Source organism: Streptomyces sp. P17 (genome assembly GCF_032436805.1).
In the GTDB taxonomy this organism is placed as follows: Bacteria; Actinomycetota; Actinomycetes; order Streptomycetales; family Streptomycetaceae; genus Streptomyces.
Genome location: NZ_JAVRBF010000061.1, coordinates 26,771 through 48,632, shown reverse-complemented (window position 1 = coordinate 48,632; position 21,862 = coordinate 26,771). Strand labels below are relative to the sequence as shown.

Annotated in this window: 20 protein-coding genes; 7 read left to right on the top strand and 13 right to left on the bottom strand. The window is 71.7% G+C overall.

Going from position 1 to position 21,862, the window contains the following annotated elements:
• Nucleotides 1-56: 56 nt before the first annotated feature.
• The 6 genes from RMT89_RS31985 to RMT89_RS31960 form a co-directional block, all read right to left on the bottom strand.
• On the bottom strand, nucleotides 57-650 hold the full coding sequence (locus RMT89_RS31985) for a bifunctional DNA primase/polymerase (protein ID WP_315887230.1): 594 nt from the start codon (nucleotides 648-650) through the stop codon (nucleotides 57-59).
• A gap of 123 nt (nucleotides 651-773) precedes the next feature.
• A complete protein-coding gene (locus RMT89_RS31980) occupies nucleotides 774-1,142 on the bottom strand; it encodes a hypothetical protein (protein ID WP_315887229.1) in 369 nt (122 codons plus the stop codon).
• A 225-nt stretch (nucleotides 1,143-1,367) separates the two neighbouring features.
• Entirely contained in the window at nucleotides 1,368-2,702 is a 1,335-nt protein-coding gene (locus RMT89_RS31975; protein ID WP_315887228.1) for an AAA family ATPase, read from the bottom strand.
• Nucleotides 2,699-4,285, bottom strand: a complete 1,587-nt coding sequence (locus RMT89_RS31970) for a hypothetical protein (protein WP_315887227.1) — start codon at nucleotides 4,283-4,285, stop codon at nucleotides 2,699-2,701. The genes RMT89_RS31975 and RMT89_RS31970 overlap by 4 nt, the downstream gene beginning before the upstream one ends.
• Nucleotides 4,276-5,409, bottom strand: coding sequence for a hypothetical protein (locus RMT89_RS31965; protein WP_315887226.1), 1,134 nt, complete (start codon nucleotides 5,407-5,409; stop codon nucleotides 4,276-4,278). The genes RMT89_RS31970 and RMT89_RS31965 overlap by 10 nt, the downstream gene beginning before the upstream one ends.
• On the bottom strand, nucleotides 5,360-6,337 hold the full coding sequence (locus tag RMT89_RS31960) for a phosphatase PAP2 family protein (protein WP_315887225.1): 978 nt from the start codon (nucleotides 6,335-6,337) through the stop codon (nucleotides 5,360-5,362). Before RMT89_RS31960 ends, RMT89_RS31965 begins: the two co-directional genes overlap by 50 nt.
• Nucleotides 6,338-6,527: 190 nt before the next feature.
• On the opposite strand from RMT89_RS31960, the gene RMT89_RS31955 reads away from it, so the two are divergent.
• The gene (locus RMT89_RS31955; RefSeq protein WP_315887224.1) at nucleotides 6,528-7,124 is read left to right on the top strand and encodes a histidine phosphatase family protein; all 597 of its coding nucleotides are present in this window, start codon (nucleotides 6,528-6,530) and stop codon (nucleotides 7,122-7,124) included.
• Between the two features lie 23 nt (nucleotides 7,125-7,147).
• Here RMT89_RS31955 and RMT89_RS31950 read toward each other — a convergent pair whose 3' ends face one another.
• Complete coding sequence (locus RMT89_RS31950; protein ID WP_315887223.1) at nucleotides 7,148-8,548, bottom strand: hypothetical protein; 1,401 nt, start codon at nucleotides 8,546-8,548, stop codon at nucleotides 7,148-7,150.
• A gap of 282 nt (nucleotides 8,549-8,830) precedes the next feature.
• Here RMT89_RS31950 and RMT89_RS31945 point away from each other — a divergent pair, with 282 nt between their 5' ends.
• Complete coding sequence (locus tag RMT89_RS31945) at nucleotides 8,831-9,283, top strand: hypothetical protein (RefSeq protein ID WP_315887231.1); 453 nt, start codon at nucleotides 8,831-8,833, stop codon at nucleotides 9,281-9,283.
• Nucleotides 9,284-9,342: 59 nt separating this feature from the next.
• Nucleotides 9,343-10,212 (top strand): fused MFS/spermidine synthase, encoded by an 870-nt coding sequence (locus RMT89_RS31940; RefSeq protein ID WP_315887222.1) that lies wholly within the window; start codon nucleotides 9,343-9,345, stop codon nucleotides 10,210-10,212.
• 345 nt (nucleotides 10,213-10,557) lie between these two features.
• Here the strand turns inward: RMT89_RS31940 and RMT89_RS31935 are convergent, their stop codons facing one another.
• A complete protein-coding gene (locus tag RMT89_RS31935; protein ID WP_315887221.1) occupies nucleotides 10,558-11,073 on the bottom strand; it encodes a hypothetical protein in 516 nt (171 codons plus the stop codon).
• Between the two features lie 110 nt (nucleotides 11,074-11,183).
• On the opposite strand from RMT89_RS31935, the gene RMT89_RS31930 reads away from it, so the two are divergent.
• The 3 genes from RMT89_RS31930 (at nucleotide 11,184) to RMT89_RS31920 (ending at nucleotide 14,838) form a co-directional block, all read left to right on the top strand.
• On the top strand, nucleotides 11,184-11,891 hold the full coding sequence (locus tag RMT89_RS31930; RefSeq protein WP_315887220.1) for a response regulator transcription factor: 708 nt from the start codon (nucleotides 11,184-11,186) through the stop codon (nucleotides 11,889-11,891).
• On the top strand, nucleotides 11,888-13,285 hold the full coding sequence (locus tag RMT89_RS31925; RefSeq protein ID WP_315887219.1) for a HAMP domain-containing sensor histidine kinase: 1,398 nt from the start codon (nucleotides 11,888-11,890) through the stop codon (nucleotides 13,283-13,285). Before RMT89_RS31930 ends, RMT89_RS31925 begins: the two co-directional genes overlap by 4 nt.
• Nucleotides 13,286-13,395: 110 nt before the next feature.
• Nucleotides 13,396-14,838 carry a cellulose binding domain-containing protein gene (locus RMT89_RS31920; protein ID WP_315887218.1) on the top strand — a complete coding sequence of 481 codons (1,443 nt, stop codon included), beginning with the start codon at nucleotides 13,396-13,398 and terminating at the stop codon, nucleotides 14,836-14,838.
• A gap of 52 nt (nucleotides 14,839-14,890) precedes the next feature.
• On the opposite strand, the gene RMT89_RS31915 is transcribed toward RMT89_RS31920, so the two are convergent.
• The 4 genes from RMT89_RS31915 to RMT89_RS31900 all read right to left on the bottom strand — a co-directional run bounded on the left by RMT89_RS31915 (nucleotide 14,891) and on the right by RMT89_RS31900 (nucleotide 19,697).
• A complete protein-coding gene (locus tag RMT89_RS31915) occupies nucleotides 14,891-16,327 on the bottom strand; it encodes a GH1 family beta-glucosidase (RefSeq protein ID WP_315887217.1) in 1,437 nt (478 codons plus the stop codon).
• A gap of 118 nt (nucleotides 16,328-16,445) precedes the next feature.
• Nucleotides 16,446-17,345 carry a carbohydrate ABC transporter permease gene (locus RMT89_RS31910; protein WP_315887216.1) on the bottom strand — a complete coding sequence of 300 codons (900 nt, stop codon included), beginning with the start codon at nucleotides 17,343-17,345 and terminating at the stop codon, nucleotides 16,446-16,448.
• 10 nt (nucleotides 17,346-17,355) lie between these two features.
• The gene (locus RMT89_RS31905) at nucleotides 17,356-18,375 is read right to left on the bottom strand and encodes a sugar ABC transporter permease (protein WP_315887215.1); all 1,020 of its coding nucleotides are present in this window, start codon (nucleotides 18,373-18,375) and stop codon (nucleotides 17,356-17,358) included.
• Between the two features lie 5 nt (nucleotides 18,376-18,380).
• Nucleotides 18,381-19,697: an extracellular solute-binding protein gene (locus tag RMT89_RS31900; RefSeq protein ID WP_315887214.1), complete on the bottom strand. Its 1,317-nt coding sequence runs from the start codon at nucleotides 19,695-19,697 to the stop codon at nucleotides 18,381-18,383.
• 344 nt (nucleotides 19,698-20,041) lie between these two features.
• On the opposite strand from RMT89_RS31900, the gene RMT89_RS31895 reads away from it, so the two are divergent.
• A complete protein-coding gene (locus RMT89_RS31895) occupies nucleotides 20,042-21,097 on the top strand; it encodes a LacI family DNA-binding transcriptional regulator (protein ID WP_315887213.1) in 1,056 nt (351 codons plus the stop codon).
• A gap of 460 nt (nucleotides 21,098-21,557) precedes the next feature.
• Here RMT89_RS31895 and RMT89_RS31890 read toward each other — a convergent pair whose 3' ends face one another.
• A complete protein-coding gene (locus RMT89_RS31890; RefSeq protein WP_315887212.1) occupies nucleotides 21,558-21,848 on the bottom strand; it encodes a hypothetical protein in 291 nt (96 codons plus the stop codon).
• Nucleotides 21,849-21,862 lie beyond the last annotated feature (14 nt).

The window sequence follows — 21,862 nt, the reverse complement described above, 5'->3', positions numbered from 1 at the left end:
CAGGGACTCGAACCCCGGACCCGCTGATTAAGAGTCAGCTGCTCTAACCAACTGAGCTAGCGGCGCCTGCTGACGTCGTAGACCTTAGCATCCTGGTCGGCGGGAGGAAAAATCGATATCCGCACCGCAGCGCGGGCCGCCCGTACGGCCGCCCACAGCAGGATTTCCGGGCCCGGCAGCCAGGGGTGGCGGGTGTCCGGGGCGACGAGCCAGCGGGAGTGGGAGGGGGCGCGGCCGGGGGTGCCGACGGGGGCGGGGACGGGGACGGTCACGGCGTCGCCGGTGCCGTGGCACAGCAGCGGTGGGACCGCCCGCGTACGCCGGTCCTCCCCGTGCGCCCCCCACTCCTCCCAGCTCAGCAGCGAGGGCAGCCGCTGGGCCGTGCCCGGCGCGGCGAACAGCAGCATCCGGCCCCGGAACACCGCCACCGGGCCGGAGCCGGGGCCGTCGTCCCAGAGTCGGTCGAGCATTCGGCGCCCGAACATCGCGGGGGCGCTGACCACGTCGAACACCGCACCGCAGGGCAGCACGACGGGGTCCTCGGGCCGCTCCTCCCAGAACGCCAGGGTGCTGCGCGGATACGTTCCTGCCGAGGCCAGCCAGGCGGCTCCGTCCGGGGTGACGCCCGAGGCGTCGAGGCAACTGCTCATGGCAACTAGATCTACCGGGCGTGAGCGTTCCGTTTCTGAGGGTTGCCAAAAACGGGGACAGGAGGGGGCGGGAAGGAGTATCTTGCCCGGATCTTGCCCGTCTGGCATATGCCGAGAGCGGTCTCAGACGGGGTCGATCTGCTCCCGCCCCTCGACGGCCCCCCGCAGCAGATCTCTCCCGAACTCGACCATCTTCTTGGCGTAGTCCTCGGTCCACTCCGCGCGCTCGGCGATGTCCGCGGGCGTCAGCCGGTCGAAGCGCCGGGGGTCGGCGAGCTGGGCCGCCGCGAGGGCCTGGAACTCCACGGCACGGTCGGCCGCCGCCCGGAACGCGAGCGTCAGCTCCGTGGCCCGCGCGAGCAGGGCCCGGGGGTCCTCGATGGACTCCAGGTCGAAGAAGTGCTCCGGGTCGGCGGCCGCCTGCGTGGGCTCGAAGAGCAGGGGCGCGGGGCGTAGCCGCGGTTCGTGCCGACGCGGCGTGGGCTCCGCCATGTCTTCTCCTCCTCGTACGTCACGGATGACCCCCTGTGGAGTGGGCCACCGTCCATTGTCCCGCGCCCGCGCAAGAGGGCCGCGACTCCCAGGTCACGGCCGCCATGGCACCCGATGCTCGGCCAGCCGCGCCAGCACCGCGTGGTTCGCCTCCCAGCCGTCCGGGACTGCATCCTTGGGCCGCCTCCGGCGGGCACGCGGCGGAGGAGATATGCGGTGTGTCGGTCAGGGCCGCCATGGCACCCGATGCTCGGCCAGCCGCGCCAGCACCGCGTGGTTCGCCTCCCAGCCGTCCGGGAACTTCACCACCGTCCCCAGCTGGACCGGCTCCGTCGATGGATAGTCGTCCAGGAGGTCGCTCACGCCCGCGCGGCACACCACGATGCAGGCGTGCCGGTGGCGGGAGGTGAGGACGCACAGGCGGCCCGTCTCCAGGTGGAAGGCGGTGGCGTCGGGGCGGCCGGAGAGCGGGTGGAGGACGACCGTGACGTCGTACTCCCTGCCCTGGAGGCGGTTCGCCGTGTCGACGGTGACGTCACCGACGCCCAGATCCGCGAGCGCCGCGCGCACCGCCGCCGCCTGGTCGCGGTGCGCGGTGCCGACGGCGATCCGGTCGGCGGTCAGCGGCGCGGGGTCGGGCGAGCGCTCCGACGCCGCCGCGCCGCCCCGGTCCAGCAGCCGTCGTACGACAGCCGCGACCGCGCGGACCGCCTCCGGGTCCGTGCGCGGGGTGTGCCGCGCGGGAAGCTCCAGCAGGCCCCAGCCCGCCTCGGCCGCCTCGTCGATCACCTTGTCGGGTCCTGAGCCGTCGGAGGGGACCGCGAAGGTGAGGCGGCGGTCGTCGTGGACCGTGCCACTGCGGAAGGGCGTGTACGGGTAGAACGCGTCCGAGACCAGCGGCGCCGCCGACGCCGGGAGCCGCCAGGACACCGGCAGGCGGTGCTGGGGCAGCTCGGGGTTGTGGGCCAGCAGGGTGGTCACGGCCGAGGCCGAGGGGTCGTACGACAGCCCCGCCCACTGCTCGCTGCCCACGATCGCGAACGGGTCCAGCTGCCCCGGGTCGCCCACGAACAGCGCCCGCTCGAACAGCCCGGCCACGGCCAGCAGCGAGTCCGAGCGCATCTGGTACGCCTCGTCCACGATCGCGTGCCGCCACGGCTCGTCGGCCTTCACATGCGCCCACTTCGCGGCCGTGGAGATCGTGACCGGCAGCCCGGTCAGCTCCGCCGCCTTCGCGGACTTCCGTACGTTCGGCAGGTCGTCCAGCGCCTTGTCGTACGGGTCGGCGTCGCTGCTGTGCAGGCGGCCCACCGGCAGTTCGGGGCTCTTCTCGGCGAGGCGGAGGACGAGGTCGTCGACCTGGGCGTTGGTCTGCGCCACGACCATCAACGGGCGGCCCGCCTCGGCCAGTTCCAGCGCCGCGCGCACCACGAGCGTGGACTTGCCGGCGCCGGGCGGGGAGTCGACGACCACGCCGCGGTGCATGCCGTGCAGGGTGTCGGCGAGGATCGCGTCGGTGGCCTGCGCGGCCGCCGCACCCGGGTCGAACACGGCGGTCACAGGACGTCCTCCTCGGTCGGCTGATCGGCGGCCTCCGGTCCGGCCTCGCCGGGCGGCCCGCCGTGCGTCCACGGCGTCTGCTCCGGGTCGGGCAGCTTGGCGCCGCCGCGCTGCTCGTGTTCGAACAGGGTGTAGAGGACCCGGTCGCCCTTCTCCGGCACGGACCCCTCCTCGGGCTCCTTGCCGCGGCCCATCTTGTCCAGGACCCGCAGGACCAGCAGATCGCCCTCGCCGCTGACGAACTCCGCCGACTGCGGCTTCCCGCCCAGCGAGCGGTACACCTTCACCCGCTCGCCGAGCCGCGGCCGGTCGTCGGTGCGGACGGTGACCAGCGGTCGCGGGCTCGGCCGTTTGCCCTCGCTGCAGGCCATGACGACATCCGTGACCTCGCCCGCGAACGCCTCCCCGGCCAGCCGCCGCCCGGCCATCACCAGCGGGTCGTCGAGCGCCTCCTGCGCCTCAAGCCGGGCCTGTTCGCGCTCGCGCGAGGCGAGCTTGTTCGCCGCTGTCACCGCGTCGTCACGGCGCGGCTGCGGGGGCTCGCCTGCCGTGATCCGGTCGCGGTGGGCGGTGAACGACCAGCGGTCGCGCGTCCACCGCTCCTCGACATGCGCGCCGGCGGGCAGCGCCCGCAGCAGGTCCAGGCCCCGCCACACCGCGTCCCAGGTGGGCCGGGTGCGGCTCTCGACCAGCGCGCGGATGTCCCGCTCGGCGGCGGTCAGCGCGCCGAGCCGGTCGTCCGCCTCCAGACCGTCCTCGGCGGCGGCGAGCGCGGTGCGGGCACGGTCGTAGCGCTCGATGGCGGGGGCGAGCAGCCTGTTGTCGAACGCCGGGTCGGTGGCCGGACCCGCGGGCGGCCACAGCAACTGGCCCTGTTCGTCGCGGGCGAGCTCCGCGCGCGTGGCGGCCTCGGCGCCGCTCTCGCCCTGCGGCGGGTCGATCCAGGCGAGCAGCGCACCCAGGTGCTGGTCCTCCAGCGTGGACTGCCCGGTCGCCCAGTGCCGGGCCAGTACGTCGGTCATCGCCAGCAGCAGCGAGGAGCCGGGGACGCGGGACCGCTCGCCGTAGTGCGTCAGCCACCGGCCGAGCAGCGGCACCCGGGGCGGCGCCGGGTAGGGGGTCTCCGGGTCCTGCTCCGCCGTACGGCGAAAGCGCATCGAACGGCCGAGCAGGCGTACGAATTCCAGGCCTGTCCGGCTCGGGACGATCAGCTGGGGGGCGTCCGCGCACAGATCGACCTCGACCTTGACCCGCTTGCCCGTCTCCGGGTCGGTTTCGGTGCGCTCGGCGGCCTCGACGACCTCGGTGTAGGCCTCGATGTACGGCAGGACGATGTCGGCCAGGTCGGCGAGGAACGCGAACCTGAGATCCCGGTCACGCGGCTGCGGTACGACCAGCAGGCGGGGCGCGTCCCGGTCCGTGCCCACCAGCGCGCCGAGCGGGGCGCCGGTCTCACCGGCGGTGGTGAGCGGCACGAAGACCAGCGGGCGCTCGGACAGCTGCCGGTGGCGGACGGTGGCCGAGGGCTGGGCGCGGCCGGTGCTGACCGCTTCGAGGCGGGCGAGGGTGGCGATCAGGGACACGGGACCGCCTCCCGCGCGCCGAGCGCCTCGGCACGCAGGTGTGCCGCTCTGCGCAGCGCCGCCACCGCCGGGTCGGCCGGGTCCCCGGCCCTGCCGTGGGCCGCCGCCAGCACGTCCTCGACGGTGCTCAGACCGCCCAGTTCGGCGCGGACCGATCGGCCCAGCGAGGTGACCGCGCCGGACGCCCGGGAGCGGTCACGGCAGTGGAAGGCCAGCTCGCAGGCGGACAGGCACTCGGGCGCGTACGTCGCCGGGACGGCCTCCACGGCGGCCGTCAGCTCGGCGGCGGGCAGCCCGGGGTCGAAGCAGGTCCCCTCGGGGAGCGCTTCGGCGATCTCCTCGATCCGGGTGAGCCGGGCCAGCTGACGGGCGGTCACCGCGCGCTGCTTGCGCACGTCGACGCCGGAGGCGGTGGGGAGGTTGGAGAAGTCCTTGGGGCACACGAGCAGGATCCGGTGCCGCACGCGCGGGTGCGGTTCGAGACGGGCCGCCACCTGCTCCAGCGCCAGCACATACACCGCCGCCTGCCGGGCCGCCGCGCCCACCTTCGCCGGGTCCGCGGAACCGTCCAGCATCGGGAAGGACTTGATCTCCACCACCGTCCAGCTGCCGTCGGGGTGCACCACCACCGCGTCCGGCTCCAGGAAGGCGGGCGAGCCCGCGACGTCCAGCGCGAGCATCGGGTGGTCCAGCAGCGTCCAGGAGCCCGGTGCCTCGCCCGCCTCGCGCAGCGCCAGCGCCGTGCGGGCCGCGCGGCCCTCGGGGCCGGTCGCGGAGAGGTCCGGCACCTGCGCGTGGGCGGGAGGTTCGGCGGAGCGGTCCAGCTTCTCGTGCACCAGCCGCAGCAGTTCGGCGCCGCCGTCCGCCTTGACCTTCGCCTCGAAGGCGTTGCCCCGGGTGAGGGCGAACTGCGACTGACCGAAGGCCGAGGGCGCGCCCAGCGCGCTCGCCAGCGCCGTCTTGTTCACGCCCGCGCCGTCGAGGATCGCGCGCCGTCTGCAGCCGGGGTTGGCGGCGAGGGCGGCCAGGGCGCGCGCGTCCAGCGCCTTGGCCGGTACCTCGGGACCGCGCAGCTCAGCGAGCCGGTGCCGGAGCGCCGTCCCCCGCGTCCGTGGGAGAGGCACCCGGCTCGGCTCCGGACTCGAACCGTGACTCGCGCTGCCGTGGAAATCGCTCACCCGCGGAAGTCTGGCATCCGCCACTGACAATCGAGGCCGGTGCGGCGGGAGAGGCCTCGGTGGCGGACCGGGCCGAACGGGCCGCGATCAGGCTGCCGCGGCCCTCGAAGCGCGCCCGGACCCGCTCCGCGCACCGCATGACGTAGGGCGTCAGCAGGAACCCGGCTCCCATCACGGCGACGCCCGCGACCGCGTCCAGGAAGTAGTGGTTCGCGGTGCCCAAGACCACGATCACGGTCACCAGCGGGTAGATCACACCTGCGGTCTTGGCGAGGCGGGTCCCGCCGTACCGCCACAGCATGACGCCGCACCACAGCGCCCAGCCGCAGTGCAGGCTCGGCATCGCCGCGTACTGGTTGGTCAGACCGCCCAGACCCTTCGGGGCGCTCGCGTCGCCGCCCCACCAGCCGTACATGCTGTACTGCGCCATCGTGTCCACGAAGCCGTACGTCGGGGAGAGCAGCCGGGGCGGGCAGGTCGGCAGCAGGGTGAAGCCGATCAGGCCGATGAACGTGGACGTCATCAGCCAGGTGCGGGCGGCGCGGTAGTGCGCGGCGTGGGATCTGAAGATCCAGACCAGGATCGCCGGGGTGATCAGGTAGTGCAGCGAGGCGTACCAGAAGTCGGCCGGTACGCCCAGCCAGGGTTCGCGGGTGAAGAGACGGTTCAGCGGCTGCTCGGCGTTGAGGTACAGCAGCTTCTCGATGCGCAGGATCGCCAGGCCGGTGTCCACGGCCGAATTGACATCGCCGGCGACCAGCAGGCGGCCCGCCGAGTAGCACGCGTACACCAAAACGATCAGCGGCAGCTCGGTCCACCAGCGCAGACGGCTTCGCGGTGCCGCCTGTATGCCCGGTGTCTCGGCGTGCGGCATCCGATCGCCTCCCCCTTCTCGTCGTGGTGCCGGTTGCCCGGACGGGCCACTTTACGGTGTATGTGCACGCCTCCGTCGGGCGCCCCCGGCCCTGATAGACGCAGAGATCGCCCTCCTGGTTGCCCCCTCACAGGGTGCGGGATGATGGATGGGTTCCGCCCCGCATATTCCTGGAAAGGCACCCGACCCCATGGCACCGCGCATTCTGCTGGCCCGGCACGGACAGACCGAGTGGTCGCTGTCCGGCAAGCACACCGGGCGGACCGATGTGCCGCTGCTGGAGGAGGGGCGGCGGGGGGCGAAGCTGCTCGGGGAGCGGCTGCATCGCGCTCCGCTGGAGGGGCTTGCGGGGGTGGAGGTGCGGACCAGTCCGCTGGTACGCGCGCGTGAGACGTGTGAGCTGGCGGGGTTCGGGGAGCGGGCCGCTGTCTGGGACACGCTGATGGAGTGGGACTACGGCGACTACGAGGGCATGACCCCTGCCGAGATCCAGGCAGTGCGGCCAGGGTGGCTGATCTGGCGGGACGGGGTTCCCTCGGGGGAGACGCTGGATGAGATCACCGCGCGGGCGGACGAGGTGGTGGCGTGGGCGCGGTCATCGGAACGGGATGTGTTGATCTTCGCCCACGGGCACATCCTGCGGTCCATAGGGGCGCGGTGGCTGGGGCTGCCGCTGTCGTTCGCTGCCCGGATACGGCTGAATCCGACGTCGCTCTCGGTTCTGGGCTGGGCGTACGGGGAGCCGGCGATCGAGAGCTGGAACGACTTGGGGCATCTGGGCGGCTGAGAACGCCCAGCCGCCGTTCGCCTTCACACCGCCCGCGGCAAGCTCGCGTGTTTGTCCAGGAACGTCGATACCTCTGACGCCCGCTTGTGCGGGAGCAGGACCCGGGCCGTGCCTGCCAGCATCGTCTGGATGCGGGAGGACTGGACCTCGGTCAACAGGTCCAGGACGCGCATTCCCGCCACCGCCGCCTCGTCCGGGCGGCCGCCCCTCGCCAGGTCGTCTGCCAGTTCCGCGGTGTACAGGGCGGTGTTGCGGGTGAAGTGCGGGTCCTGGAGATGGGCCGCGCGGCCCGCGTGTCGTGCTGCTCGGCGCCAGTCGCCCAGCGTGGACCAGCACTGCGCCTCCAGGCCCTCCAGCTCCGCCTCGCCGTAGAAGCTCATCCACTCGGGGTCGGCGTCCGAGCGGCCCCGGTCGTAGAGGGCCTGGGCACGCGCGAGTGCCTGCGCGCAGCCCGTGCGGTCGGCGAGGCCCGCCCAGCCGCCCGCCTCGCGCAGCGCGAGCAGGGACATCAGGCGCGCGGAGCCGAGGGGGCGCGCGACGCGTTGCGCAGCCTGTGCCGCCCGTACTGCCTCGCGCGGGCGGCCCGCGTCCCGCGCGAGGAAGGACGTGTTGCAGAAGGCGTGCGCCTCCAGCGCCGGGTCCCCGGCCATCCGGGCGGTCGCAAGCGCCTCCGCGTAATGGGAGCGCGCGTCGTCGAAGCGCCCCGAGTCGTGCGCCAGCCAACCGACCGAGATGGCCAGCTCACCGGCGCCCGAGTGCAGCCGTTCTCCCGCGGCGTGCCGCGTGGTACCGGCGTCCAGCAGCGCATAGGCGGCGCGCAGCGGAGCCGCCGCGCGCCGGTACAGGCCGTCCGCGCCGTGCCGGTCGTCCAGCAGCCGGATCCTGCGGACCGCTTCCTCCAGCACCTCCACCTCGCTCGCCCCGGCCCGCCGCGCGGGACGTTCCGCGGCCGTGGCGTCGAGGGCGAGCCCGAAGGGGCTGAGTGAGGCGGCGGCCACCGTGGCGCCTCCGCCGGTCATGAATGCGCGACGCAGCACGTCGCTCTCCTCGGGTTTCTCGTGCGTGTCGTACGGGTCTTGCGTGTCATACGGTTCGGGCACCCCCCACGTCTCACTCACCTCGACGCGCGCCCGGCGTCCGCGGACGGACGAGCGGGGCGCGAAGCCGAGGTCGGTGAGCGTGCGACCGGGGAACATGTGCAGGAACACCCGTTCGTAGGCGTAGTTGGGGCACCGGATCTCGCCCGCCTCGACCCGGCCGACGTAACGCGCGTCACAGCTGACCCGCTCCCCGATCTCGCGCGCGGCCCTGCGGACCGCCGCGGCGAACTCGGCCGGCGAGCGCTGTCCGCGCAACTGCCGGAAGGCGAGGTTCGGTCGTGGTGGTCTGGGGGTCTTGGACGAGTTCAGCTCTGACGACGTCATGGCCGGGTCCTCTCGTGCGAACCGTCGAACCATGCCGGACTGGAGGCGAGTTGAACGATTTGTTCGCTTCGTGCCCCTGGTGTCCGGCGGGCAAGAACGTACCTGCTGTGTCGGACCCGCCACGCAGTGTTTGGCTACAAACCGGATATCTCATCCAGCATCTGCCATGAACTGCCATCCTTTGCGGCGGACTTGTGCCGTAGCCGTTGACGCGGTGACACGTTGAACCACATGGACCGGGAGCCGCCCGACTCCCGACCCGCTCGTTTCGAGGAGGGTTCCGTGGTGGAGGCCGGGATGGAGACCAGTCAGAGCATCGATCCTTGTACGCCGTCGACGACGGTGGGGCACCCGCCGACCCCGGAGTGCAGCGCGCCGCCGTGCGCCGGAGTGGCCTGCGATCTGGTGACGGTGCCGACGCGGCAGGGGTTGGAGGCGGTCGACATCCTTCGGCGGGGGGCGGGGGACGCGGTCGGGCCCGTACTGCACGACGACGGCTGCGACACGCTCGGGTTCGTGGTGCCGGCCGGGACGGCTGCCGGATGGGACGTGCCGGGGAGCACCTGTACGCAGACCGATGGGCGGGGGCTGAGCCTGGATCCCGAACCTCCGGTGGAGGGCTCCGACTGGCTGCTGCCGCCCGGGGAGGCGGACCTCGCGACGGATCCGGCGGTGCTGCGGGCGGCCCTCGGGGAGGCGGCGCGGTTGATCGAGGCGGCGGACAACTGCCGGTGACCGACCGCCCGCGGCTCACGCGGACTGCATGATTCCGCGGCCCTCCGCATAATGGCCCAATGGGCAAGTCGAAAAACCCCCGCCGCCACGACCCGGCCGTCGCTGCCGTCGTCGAGGCGGTCGACGGCGGGCTCGCCGAGTTGATACCCGACCGGGATCGGGTGCGGGCCTGGACGCTGCTCATCGACGGTGCGCCGCAGTCGCACGTCGACCTGGACGACCCGGCCTGTCTCTCCTTCGAGTACCAGCGGCGGCTCGGGCACGTCATCGACCTCGTCGCCCCTGCCGGGAAGCCCGTCCAGGCCGTGCACCTCGGCGGTGGTGCCCTCACCCTCGCCCGTTACGTCGCCGCCACCCGCCCCCGCTCCACCCAGCAGGTCGTCGAGCGGGACGCGACCCTCGTCCAACTGGTCCGCCGCGAGCTGCCGTTGGAGCGGGGCGCCCGGATCCGGGTGCGCTCGGTGGACGCGCGGGAAGGGCTCGCCAAGGTGCCCGACGGCTGGGCCGATCTCGTCATCGCCGATGTGTTCAGCGGCGCCCGCACCCCGGCCCATCTGACCTCCACCGAGTTCCTCGACGAGGTCCACCGCGCGCTGCGCCCCGGCGGCTGGTACGCCGCCAACCTCGCCGACGGGCCGCCGCTCGCGCATCTGCGCGGCCAGATCGCCACCGCGGCCGCCCGCTTCCCCGAGCTCGCCCTGGTCGCCGACCCGACGGTGCTGCGCGGCAAACGCTTCGGCAACGCCGTCCTGGTCGCCGCCGACCACCCGCTCCCGATCGCGGAACTGACCCGCCGAGCCGCCTCGGACCCCCACCCGGGAAGGGTCGAGCACGGCAGAACCCTCACCGACTTCACCGGCGGAGCGGTCCCCGTCACGGACGCGGCGGCGGTCGCCTCACCGGCGCCCCCGGCGTCCGTCTTCCGCTAGCTAGGGGGTGTTTTGAAAGTCCCGCACAGCACCCACGGCGCCCGGCACGCACCCTCGCCGCACCGGCCAAAGACCCAAGTACGTCCAGTACGAGGGCCTTCGTCCGGCACGCCGAGGGCACGCACCGAACACCGCGGGCACCGCACAGGACTTTCAAAACACCCCCTAGTGCCACGACAGGCGACGTTCGCCCCGTCGCGACGCGACGGCACGCACTCTCGCCGCACCGGCCGAAAGCCCAGGTACATCCACCAGTACGAGGGCTTCCGGCCGGCACGCCGAGAGCACGCACCGGACGCCGCTCCTTGACGGGCAAACGTTGCCTGCCGCGGCACCAGAGCCGGGTCAGTAGTTCCCGATCTCCACCCGCGGGGCGCTGTCGTGCCAGGTGCAGAACACCGACACCCGGTCCGCGCCCTGCGCGAACTCCACCCGGATCCACGACTCCGTCTTCCACACCTGCATCGACCAGCCCGCGCCCGGCGTCGCCGACACCAGCGTCGCGGAGGTCTTGCGGAGGTCGAAGACCACCCGGCCACCGTCGGTGTCGTAGCTCTCGACCTGGCCCGAGGCCGTGGGGGAGGGGGTCGGCGTGCCGGAGGGCCGGGGTGTGTCCGACGGGGACGACGGCTTCGGCGACGGGCTCTTCGCGGACTCCGGCTGCGACGGAGTCCCCCGCCGCGTCGAGGACGCCGGCGGCGTCGACTCCGGGGTCGTCGCGTCCGCCGCCGCGATGGGCAGGGCGCGGGGCGGGTCGTACGCCGTGCCCGCCATCACCGTGCGCACGCCCCACCACGACAGCGTGACCGCCGCGCCCGTGGCGAGCGACCAAGCCAGTACGTGTACGAGTCCTCTGCGCATCGCGGGTCATACTGCCTCACGCGTCCCACAAGTGTCGCCCGGTTGTGCACAGCGGCGCAGTTGTCCACAGGCCCGGACCGGGCTCGGCCGCATGGCGTACGGTGCGGCGCATGGCAAGTGTGCTCGTGGTCGAGGACGACCAGTTCGTACGCTCCGCCCTCATCCGGCATCTGACCGACGCCGCACACACCGTGCGCAGTGTCGGCACCGCCCTTGAGGCGCTGCGCGAGGTCGCCCATTTCCGTTTCGACGTGGTCATCCTGGACCTCGGTCTGCCCGACCTGGACGGGTCCGAGGCCCTGAAGATGCTGCGCGGGATCACCGATGTGCCTGTGATCATCGCCACGGCACGCGACGACGAGACGGAGGTCGTCCGGCTGCTCAACGCCGGCGCCGACGACTACCTCACCAAGCCGTTCTCCGTGGAGCACCTGTCCGCCCGCATGGCCGCGGTCCTACGCCGGTCCCGGGCCGCCGTCGGGGAGGCGCAGCCGGAGTCCGTGCTCCGCGTCGGCGGCCTGACCGTCGACCCGCTGCGCCGCCAGGCCGCACTGGACGGCGTACGCCTCGACCTCACCCGCCGTGAGTTCGACCTGCTCGCCTTCCTGGCCGGCCGCCCGGGCGTCGTCGTACCGCGCAAGGAACTGCTCGCCGAGGTGTGGCAGCAGTCCTACGGCGACGACCAGACCATCGACGTGCACCTGTCGTGGCTGCGCCGCAAGCTCGGCGAGACCGCCGCGAGCCCGCGCTATCTGCACACCCTGCGCGGGGTCGGGGTGAAGCTGGAGCCGCCAGGGCTGCAAGGGGGGCCGCTATGAGATGGGCCCTGGTCAAGGTCTCCCTCGCCGTCACCACGATGGTCGTGCTGGCCTTCGCGGTACCGCTCGGACTCGTCATCAAGGAGATGGCCCGCGACCGCGCCTTCTCCAACGCCGAGCGGGAGGCCGCGGCGGTCGCCCCGGCGCTGTCCATCACCACCGACCGCGACCAGCTCGAACGTGTCGTGGCCTCCGCGGGCTCCGAGGCGGAGATGGCCGTGCACATACCGGCGGCCGACGGGGCCGACGCCGTCGACATCGGCCGGCAGCGCGCCGCGGGCGACGACATCGCGACCGTACGGCGGCTCGGCCGCGCCTCCACCACCGAGGTGCCCGGCGGCTCCACCCTGCTCCAGCCCGTCGCGCTGAGCTCCGGCGAGATCGCGGTCGTGGAGGTGTACGTCCCCGAGTCCGAGGTCAGCAACGGCGTCTCGACGGCCTGGGCGGTCCTCGCCGCCGTCGGTGTCGCGCTGATCGTCGGCTCGGTCGCGGTCGCCGACCGGCTCGGCGTACGGATGGTGCGGCCCGCGCAGCGCCTGGTCGAGGGCGCGCACGAGCTGGGCGAGGGCAAGCTGGGCGCCAGGGTGCCCGAGGAGGGGCCGAACGAACTGCGGCTCGCGGCAGCGGCGTTCAACTCCATGGCCGACCAGGTCGTCCAACTGCTCGCGAACGAAAGGGAGCTGGCGGCCGATCTCTCGCACCGGCTGCGGACCCCGCTGACCGTGCTGCGGCTCAACACGGCATCGCTCGGGGACGGCCCGGCCGCCGAGCAGACCCGGGCCGCCGTCGCCCAGTTGGAGCGGGAGGTCGACACCATCATCCGTACCGCCCGGGAGGCCAAGCCGCAGACGGCGGCGGCCGGTCCGGGGGCCGGGTGCGACGCGGCCGAGGTGGTGCGCGAGCGGATGGCGTTCTGGTCGGCGCTGGCCGAGGACGAGGGCCGCAAGGTGCGGGTGGCCGGGGTCGACCGGCCGGTGCGCATACCCGTGGCCCGGGCCGATCTGGCCGCCGCGCTGGACGCGCTGCTCGGCAATGTCTTCCGGCACACCGCGGAGGGCACGGCCTTCGCGGTCGACGTCCACAACGGCGAGGACGCGGTGATCGTGCTCGTGTCGGACGCCGGGCCCGGCATACCCGACCCCGAGGCGGCGATGGCCCGCGGCCGGGGCTCGGGCAGCGCCGGATCGACCGGGCTCGGCCTGGACATCGTGCGCCGACTCGCGGAGTCGACCGGCGGGGATGTGCGGATCGGCTCGTCCGTGCTCGGGGGGACCGAGGTGCGGATCTGGATCCAGCTCGACGGACGGGCGCCCGAGCGCCGGGGGCACCGGGTGCGCAGGCGCCGTAGCGGCCGACTGGTCTCGACCTTTAACCGCCCCCGATCCCTTCCTTAAGCGCACCCTAAGATCCTCAACCGCCGTCCCGATCAGGCTGTTTGCCCGATTCGGCCTCGCTAGCGTGCTGCCGCACACCCACCCCCGTGAGCAGCGAAAGCAGGCATGCGATGAGCATCCACCGGCGCAAGGTCAGCGGCAGGAACAAGGCGATAGGCGGACTCGTCGCCGCGGCCGTGGTCGGTGGCGGCGCCGTCTTCCTCACCGGCACCGCGCAGGCGGCCGGCGTGGGCGCCGCGTACACCAGGACCAGTGACTGGTCGACCGGTTACACCGCGCAGTACGTCGTCACCAATGACACCGGCTCGGCGAAGGCCGACTGGACCCTCACCTTCGACCTGCCCTCGGGCGCGAAGCTGAGCTCGCTGTGGAATGCCGAGTCGAGCGTGAGCGGTGCGCGCGTCACCGTGAAGCCGGCGGCCTGGGACAAGGACGGCCTGGCGGCCGGCGAGTCCGTCACCGTCGGCTTCGTCGTCAACGGCTCCGGCGACCCGACCGGCTGTGTCATCGACGGGGTCAAGTGCTCCCCGGACGAAGGGGCGACGCCGGAGCCGACCGGCCGCCCGACGGAGACGGCGACCCCCACGCCCACCCCCACCCCGCCCAAAACCGCCACCCCCACCGCCAAGCCCACGGAGTCCACCGGCAGCGGAACCCCCACGAACGCCGGATTCGCCCCGTACGTCGACACCTCCCTCTACCCGGCCTTCGACCTGGTCGCCACCGCAGAGGCCACCGGCGTGACGGACTACAATCTCGCGTTCATCACCGACGGCGGCGGCTGCACGCCCAAGTGGGGCGGGGTGAGCGACCTGGCGAGCGACGCGGTGGCCGCGCAGATCGGCGCCCTGCGCGCCAAGGGCGGCGACGTCCGGGTCTCCTTCGGCGGAGCGGCAGGCAGCGAGCTGGCGACGACCTGCTCCTCGGCGGACGCGCTGGCCACGGCGTACGGCAAGGTCGTGGACGCCTATGACCTCAGCAAGGTGGACTTCGACGTCGAGGGCGGCGCGCTGCCCGACAGCGCGGCCAACACCCGCCGCGCCCAGGCCATCGCCGAGCTGCAGAAGCAGAACCCGGACTTGAACGTCTCCTTCACCCTCCCGGTGATGCCGGAAGGCCTGACCCAGCCCGGCGTGGACCTGCTGGCCGACGCCAAGAAGAACGGCGTGCGCATCGACGCCGTCAACATCATGGCGATGGACTACGGCCCGGCCTACAGCGGCGACATGGGCACCTACGCCGAGCAGGCCGCCACCGCCACCCAGGCCCAGATCAAGGGCGTCCTCGGCCTGTCCGACAGCGCCGCCTGGAAGACCGTCGCGGTCACCCCGATGATCGGCGTCAACGACGTCGTCACCGAGATCTTCAAGGTCGAGGACGCCACCCAGCTGGTGAACTTCGCCAAGTCCAAGGGCCTCGGCTGGCTGTCGATGTGGTCCGGGACCCGCGACAAGGCCTGCCCCGGCGGCCCGAAGCCGGCGGCCGACGCGACCTGCAGCTCCGTCGACCAGGACAAGAACGCCTTCACCAAGGCGTTCGGGGCCTACAAGTAGCCGGAGAGACCGGGGCGCGGCACCCCCGCAAGGCGCCGCGCCCCGCTCCCCGTCAGACCGACTCCACCCCCGGAAGCGCCCCCGTCCGCGCCGCCTGTCCGTACCACAGGGCGCTCGACTTCGGGGTCCGTTCCAGCGTCGTGTAGTCGACGTACACCGCGCCGAAGCGCTTGCTGTAGCCGTAGGACCACTCGAAGTTGTCCATCAGGGACCACAAGTAGTAGCCGCGGACGTCCGCGCCGTCCTCTATGGCGCGGCGGACCGCCGAGAGGTGGCCGTGGAGGTAGGCGATCCGCTCGGGGTCGTGGACGTTGCCGTCGGGGTCGGGCTTGTCGTCGTAGGCCGCGCCGTTCTCCGTGATGTACAGCGGCAGGCCCTGCGCCTCGCGGGCGTAGCGCATGATCAGGTCGTGCAGGCCCGACGGGTCGATCGTCCAGCCCATCTCCGTACGCTCGCCCGGGGTCTGGTGGAACGCGACGTCCTCCGCGGCCGGCCAGGGGGAGTACGCGCTCGCCCCGTGACCGTCCGCCCGCGGCCCGGTCGGCGCCGACGCGGCGGCCGAAACGAGGGTCGGCGTGTAGTAGTTGAGGCCCAGCGCGTCCAACGGCTGGTTGATCAGGGCCAGATCGCCGTCCTGCACGAACGACCAGTCGGTCAGCGACTCCGTCGCCGTCAGCAGCGACTGCGGGTAGGCGCCGTGCAGCATCGGACCGTGGAAGACGCCGTTGGCCAGGTCGTCGATGCGCTGCCGGGCCGCCAGGTCCTCCGGGTCGTCTGAAACCGACCTGACCACCGAGGAGTTGAGGCTCACCGCCACCGAGTTGCGGGCCGGCATCACCGAGCGCAGCGCCGAGGCGCCGAGTCCGTGCGCCAGGTTCAGATGGTGCGCGGCGCGCAGGGAGGCCGCCGGGTCGGTACGGCCGGGCGCGTGCACACCCGAGGCGTACCCAAGAAAGGCGCTGCACCAGGGCTCGTTGAGTGTGATCCACTGCTCCACCCGGTCGCCGAGCGCCTCGCCGACGATCTGCGCGTACTCGGCGAACCGGTACGCCGTGTCCCGCTCCGGCCAGCCGCCCGCGTCCTCCAGCTCCTGCGGCAGATCCCAGTGGTAGAGCGTGACGGCCGGTTTGATGCCGTGTGCGAGCAGCTCGTCCACAAGGCCCCGGTAGAAGTCCAGACCCCGCTGGACCGCGGGCCCCCGGCCGGTCGGCTGCACCCGCGACCAGGAGACCGAGAAGCGGTACGCGGTCAGGCCCAGCTCGGCCATCAGCGCCACGTCGTCGCGGTAGCGGTGGTAGTGGTCGACAGCGATGTCACCGGTCTCGCCGCCGGCCGTCCTGCCCGGCGTATGGCTGAAGGTGTCCCAGATCGACGGGGTACGGCCGCCCTCCCGCACCGCCCCCTCGATCTGGTACGCGGAGGTGGCTGCGCCCCAGAGGAAGGCAGGAGGAAAGGTCACCGGGGTCACCGGCTGTGCGGACTCAGGCATGGAAGCGCTCCCATAGGAGGTCGTGGAGACCAACAGGTAGGGGGAATGGGGAGGAGTGTGGGGGAGAGACGGGGGCCGAGGCGGCGGTGACCCGGCCCCCCGGGAAGATGTGCGGGCCTCAGCCCTTGACCGCGCCCTGCATGATGCCGCCCACGATCTGCTTGCCGAAGATCGCGAAGACGAGCAGCAGCGGCAGCGTGCCCAGCAGCGCGCCCGCCATGATCAGGGACTGGTCGGGCGTATAGCCGCGGCCCAGGCCCGCGACCGCCACTTGCACGGTCGGATTGCCGTTCTGGGTCAGCACCAGGAACGGCCACAGGAAGTCGTTCCAGGTCTGCACGAACATCAGCATCCCCAGCACCGCCATCGCGGGACGGGCCGCCGGGAACACCACATGCCAGATCACGCGCCAACTGCTCGCGCCGTCCACCCGGGCCGCCTCGATGATCTCGTCCGGCAGTGCCTGGAGCAGGTACTGCCGCATGAAGAACACACCGAACGCGCTCACCAGCGAGGGCAGGATCACCGCCTGGAGCTGGTCGGACCAGTCGAGTTCGGCGACGATCATGTACAGGGGGATCACACTCAGCTGCGGCGGCACCATCATCGTGCCGATCACGATCAGCATCAGCGCGTTACGGCCCTTGAAGCGCAGCTTGGCGAAGGCGAATCCGGCGATCGTCGACAGGAAGACGATGGTCAGCGCCGACACCCCGGCCACGAACGTGGTGTTGATGAACGCCTCGCCCAAGTTGGCGTCGTTCCAGGCGAGATCGAGGTTGTCGAAGAGGTTCGAGCCGAACCAGAACGGCGGGGGTGTCTCGGCCAGCCGCTGGTTGTCACGGGAGGCCGCGATGGCCGTCCACACCAGCGGGAACAGCGAGCCGATGGTGAACAGACCGAGGATCACATACGCGATCGGGCCCGCGTGCATGTGCCCGCCGGCCCGCGCCGACTTCGGGCGCCGTACGCGCCGCCGTTCCTCGGGGGCATCGGGTTTCGTCAGGGTCGTCGTCACGGCCGGTCTCCTAACTACTGGCGCGCAGCCGGCGCGAGATGACGTAGTTGACGATCCCGACCACGATGAGGATCAGGAACATCGTCCAGGCGATGGCGGAGGCACGGCCCAGATGCTGGTTCACCCAGCCCTGCTCGTACAGATACAGGCCGAGTGTCTGGAACTGGTGCTGGGATCCGCCCGAGGCGCCCTTGTTCGCGTCGAACAGCAACGGCTCGCCGAACAGCTGGGAGGCACCGATGGTCGACACGACCACCGTGAACAGGATCGTCGGGCGCAGCGAGGGCAGCGTCACGTGGAAGAACTGCTGCCAGCGGTTGGCCCCGTCCAGCGCGGCCGACTCGTACAGATCCTGCGGGATCGCCTGCATCGCGGCGAGGTAGATCAGCGCGTTGTACCCGGTCCAGCGCCAGATCACGATCGTCGAGACGGCGATCTGGGAGGCCCACTTGTCGTTCTGCCAGTCGATGTTGTCGATCCCGACCGCGCCCAGCGCCCAGTTGATCATGCCGTAGTCGCGGCCGAAGAGCAGCACGAAGACCAGCGAGGCGGCGGCGATCGAGGTCGCGTACGGCGCCAGCATGGCGACCCGGTAGAAGGTCGAGGCGCGCAGCTTGTAGTTGAGGATGTGCGCGATGCCCATCGCCATCATCAGCTGCGGAACGGTCGAGATGATGCCGATGGTCAGCGTGTTCTCGGCCGCGTTCCAGAAGAAGTCGTCGTCGAAGATCCGGGTGTAGTTGCGCAGCCCGACCCATTCCATGTCGGTCGGCGCGGTCAGCTCCACCCGGTGCAGCGAGGCCCAGCCCGTGTAGAGCAGCGGGAACAGGCCGAAGGCGAGGAACAGCAGGAAGAACGGCGAGACGAAGGCGTAGGGACTCCAGCGGACGTCCCGCTGCCAGCGGCGGGAGAGCCGTTTACGGCGCCTCTGCTCCTGCTCGGTCACCGGACCGCCGCCCGACGGGCGGCCCGGGGCCGCGCCCCCCTCCTTGGCGGGGGACGCGGCGGCGGTGTGGTGCCCAGTGGTCATACGGGTCACTGATCCAGGGCGTTGTCGATGGTCTTGACGGCGTTGTCCCATGCCTCCTTGGGCGACTTGCCCTGGGTGACGAGAACCACGCCGTTGTCGGTCAGGCCCTGCTGGATGATCTGGTCCTTCGGACCGATCGTCTGGACCGGGATGTTCTCGGCGGCCTGCGCGAAGATCGTGCCGATCGGCGCGTCACCGGTCATGTCGTTCTTGGCGCTCGTCACCTCGGTCGACTCGTACGCGGCCGGGGTGGACGGGAAGCTGCCCTGCACGCCGAAGAGCTTGGCCTGCTGCTCGGGAGCGGTCAGCCAGGCGGCCAGCTTCGCGGCCTCCTCGGTGTTCTTGCCGGACTTGGGCACGGTCAGGAAAGAGCCGCCCCAGTTGCCGGACTTGGGCGCCTGGGCGATGTCCCACTTGCCGGCCGCGTCGGGCTTCGACTTGCCCTTGATGTAGCCGAGCATCCACGGCGGGCAGGACATCGCGGCGAACTTGCTGTTGGCGATCGTCGTGTCCCAGGCGGGCTGGAACTGCGTCTGGTTGCCGATCAGCCCGTCCTCGGCGGCCTGTGCCGTCAGGTCGAAGGCGTCCTTCACAGCAGGGTTCGTCTTGTAGATGACCTCGCCGGAGGAGTCGTAGAACCGGTCCTTCTCACCGCTGAGGACCGCCTGGAGCAGACCGCCGGGGGAGTCGAGGAAGGTGGTGCCCTTGGGCGCCTTGCCCTGGTACTGCTTGCCGACGTCGACGAACTTGTCCCAACTGCCCTCCCACAGCTTGCCCACCTCCTCGCGGTCGGTGGGCAGACCGGCCGCCTTGAAGAGGTCCGTGCGGTAGCAGATGGCCATCGGGCCGACGTCGGTGCCGACACCGATCGTCTGGCCTTCCGGCGTGGTGGCCTGCTGCCACTTCCACTCCAGGTAGTCGCTCTTCTTGCCGTACTTCGACAGGTCGAGCAGCTTGTCGGACTGGGTCTGGACGATCTCGGCGATATTGCCGACCTCGACCATCTGGATGTCCTGGAGGCCGCTGTTGGTGGTGAGGTGGTTGAGCAGCGCCGGGTAGTAGTTCTCGTTGCGCTCGACGACGGTCTGCTGGATGTCGATGTTCGGGTTGAGCTTCTCGTACTCCTTGTACAGACCGGACTCCTCGAATCCGGCGGTGCCGAAGAGGCCAAGGGTGATCTTGATCTTTCCGCCACCGCCCTTGGTCGACGGGCTGTCGTCGTCGTTGCCGTCGTCGGCACAGCCGGCCAGCAGCCCGGTGCCCAGCGACGCCACCGCCGCGAGGACAACCGCCTTACGGCGGATTCGGGTACGTGCTCGCATTGCGTCCTCCTGTTGCCCTGACGTGCCGACCCCCCGGCCAACTGCACTGTTGGGCCCGTTGGTTCTCGCTGCGGCTCGGGCGGGGAACGTGCGGGATGTGTATGTGTCAGGTACCGTGGGAGCGCTCCCACAGGTGATGTGTTGAAGAGTCGTCGGTCCGGGCGGGGGTGTCAAGGGCATGGGAGCGGAGAGATGCGTTCAGTTATAGGGCCGTTAACTGGATCCCCGGGGGCGCGCCCATCCGTCCGGGGCCGGGGGCGGCGCTCCCCGCTGGACGGTCACACTGACGGACAGGACTGTTAAATTCCAGGCCGGCGACAAGATGACGGCGAAAGGCGGAGCCCATGGCAAGCCACGGAGCGCGGGGGCGGAGTGGTGGGCGTCCTACCCTCGAAGAGGTCGCCGCGCGTGCCGGTGTCGGTCGCGGCACGGTGTCCCGGGTGATCAACGGATCGCCCCGGGTCAGTGATGCCACCCGTGCGGCAGTGGAGGCCGCGGTCGCCGAGCTCGGTTACGTCCCGAACACGGCCGCGCGTGCCCTTGCCGCCAACCGCACCGACGCCATCGCCCTCGTCGTCCCCGAGCCGGAGACCCGCTTCTTCTCGGAGCCGTACTTCTCGGACATGCTCAAGGGCGTCGGGGCCGAACTGGGCGACACCGAGATGCAGTTGCTGCTGATCTTCGCGGGCAGCGACCGTGAGCGGCGCCGGCTCGCCCAGTACCTCGCGGCGCACCGGGTCGACGGTGTCCTGCTGGTCTCGGTGCACGCCGACGACCCGCTGCCCGATCTCCTCGCCCAGTTGGAGATTCCGGCCGTGATCAGCGGCCCGAGGTCCGCCGCGGAGACACTCACCTCGGTGGACTCCGACAACTACGGCGGCGCCCGCCAGGCCGTGGAGCACCTGATCTCCCGGGGCCGCCACGAGATAGCCCACATCACCGGCCGCCTCGACGTCTACGGCGCCCAGCGCCGCGTCGACGGCTACCGCGACGCCCTGCGGGACGCGGGCCACACGGTGGACGAGAAGCTGATCGAGCCCGGCGACTTCACCGAGGAGGGCGGCCGGCGCGCGATGACCGCGCTGCTGGAGCGCCGGCCCGGTCTGGACGCGGTCTTCGCGGGCTCGGACGTGATGGCGGCGGGGGCCCGGCAGGTGCTGCGGGAGGTGGGCCGCCGTATCCCCGACGACGTGGCGCTGGTCGGCTACGACGACTCGGCCATCGCCCGCCATATGGACCCCCCGCTGACCAGCGTGCGCCAGCCGATCGAGGAGATGGGCCGCCGGATGATCGACCTGCTGCTGGAGGAGATCGCCGACCGGCGCCCGGCGGTGTCCCGGGGCCTTGAGCGGCGGCAGATGGTGCTGGCGACGGAGCTGGAGGAGCGGGCGTCGTCCTAGAAGTGTCCTGAAGATCTTGCTTGGGCCGCCCCGATCGCCCAGGTTCGCCCGCAAAAGTCGATCGGGGCAATCCGGTGCAAGTCGGGCGGGTTTTCAAGATTCTCAGTGGTCTCCCAGGGCGGGCCGTAGGGCCTGTCCGGCGGATCATGACGCTCCGCGTCGACTCCCGCCTCCGCCTTGCATCCGCCCGCTCCCCCCACGCTCGAACAACCTCGCGCGGGGCCGCCCCATCGCCCCGCTCGGCCCCGGCTGAGATGCACCGTTCTCGGAGCCGACCTGATCCGCCGGACAGGCCCTAGGGGGTGTTCTGAAAGTCCCGCACAGCACCCGCGGCGCCCGGCACGCACCCTCGCCGCACCGGCCAAAGACCCAAGTACGTCCAGTACGAGGGCCTTCGTCCGGCACGCCGAGGGCACGCACCGAACACCGCGGGCACCGCACAGGACTTTCAAAACACCCCCTAGCGGTGCCAGCCCCTGGGGGGCCGGCGCCCCGGACGTTCGGTGTGGTGGGTGATCAGCCAGGCGGCGCCGAGCAGGACCACGCCCGCCAGCCAGACGAAGACCACCAGCCAGGTACCGGTGGAGCTGCCGGGATTGTTGGCCTCCCGGCACAGTTCGCCGACGCAGGTGCCGGCGTCTCGCTCCGCCGCGTCCAGCGCGACCACCAGCCACAGCAGCATCGCCAGATTGAACGCCAGGACCAGCCACGTCAGCAGCCGCCACCGATGACGGATCCGCCGCGACGTCATGACGAGCCTCCCAG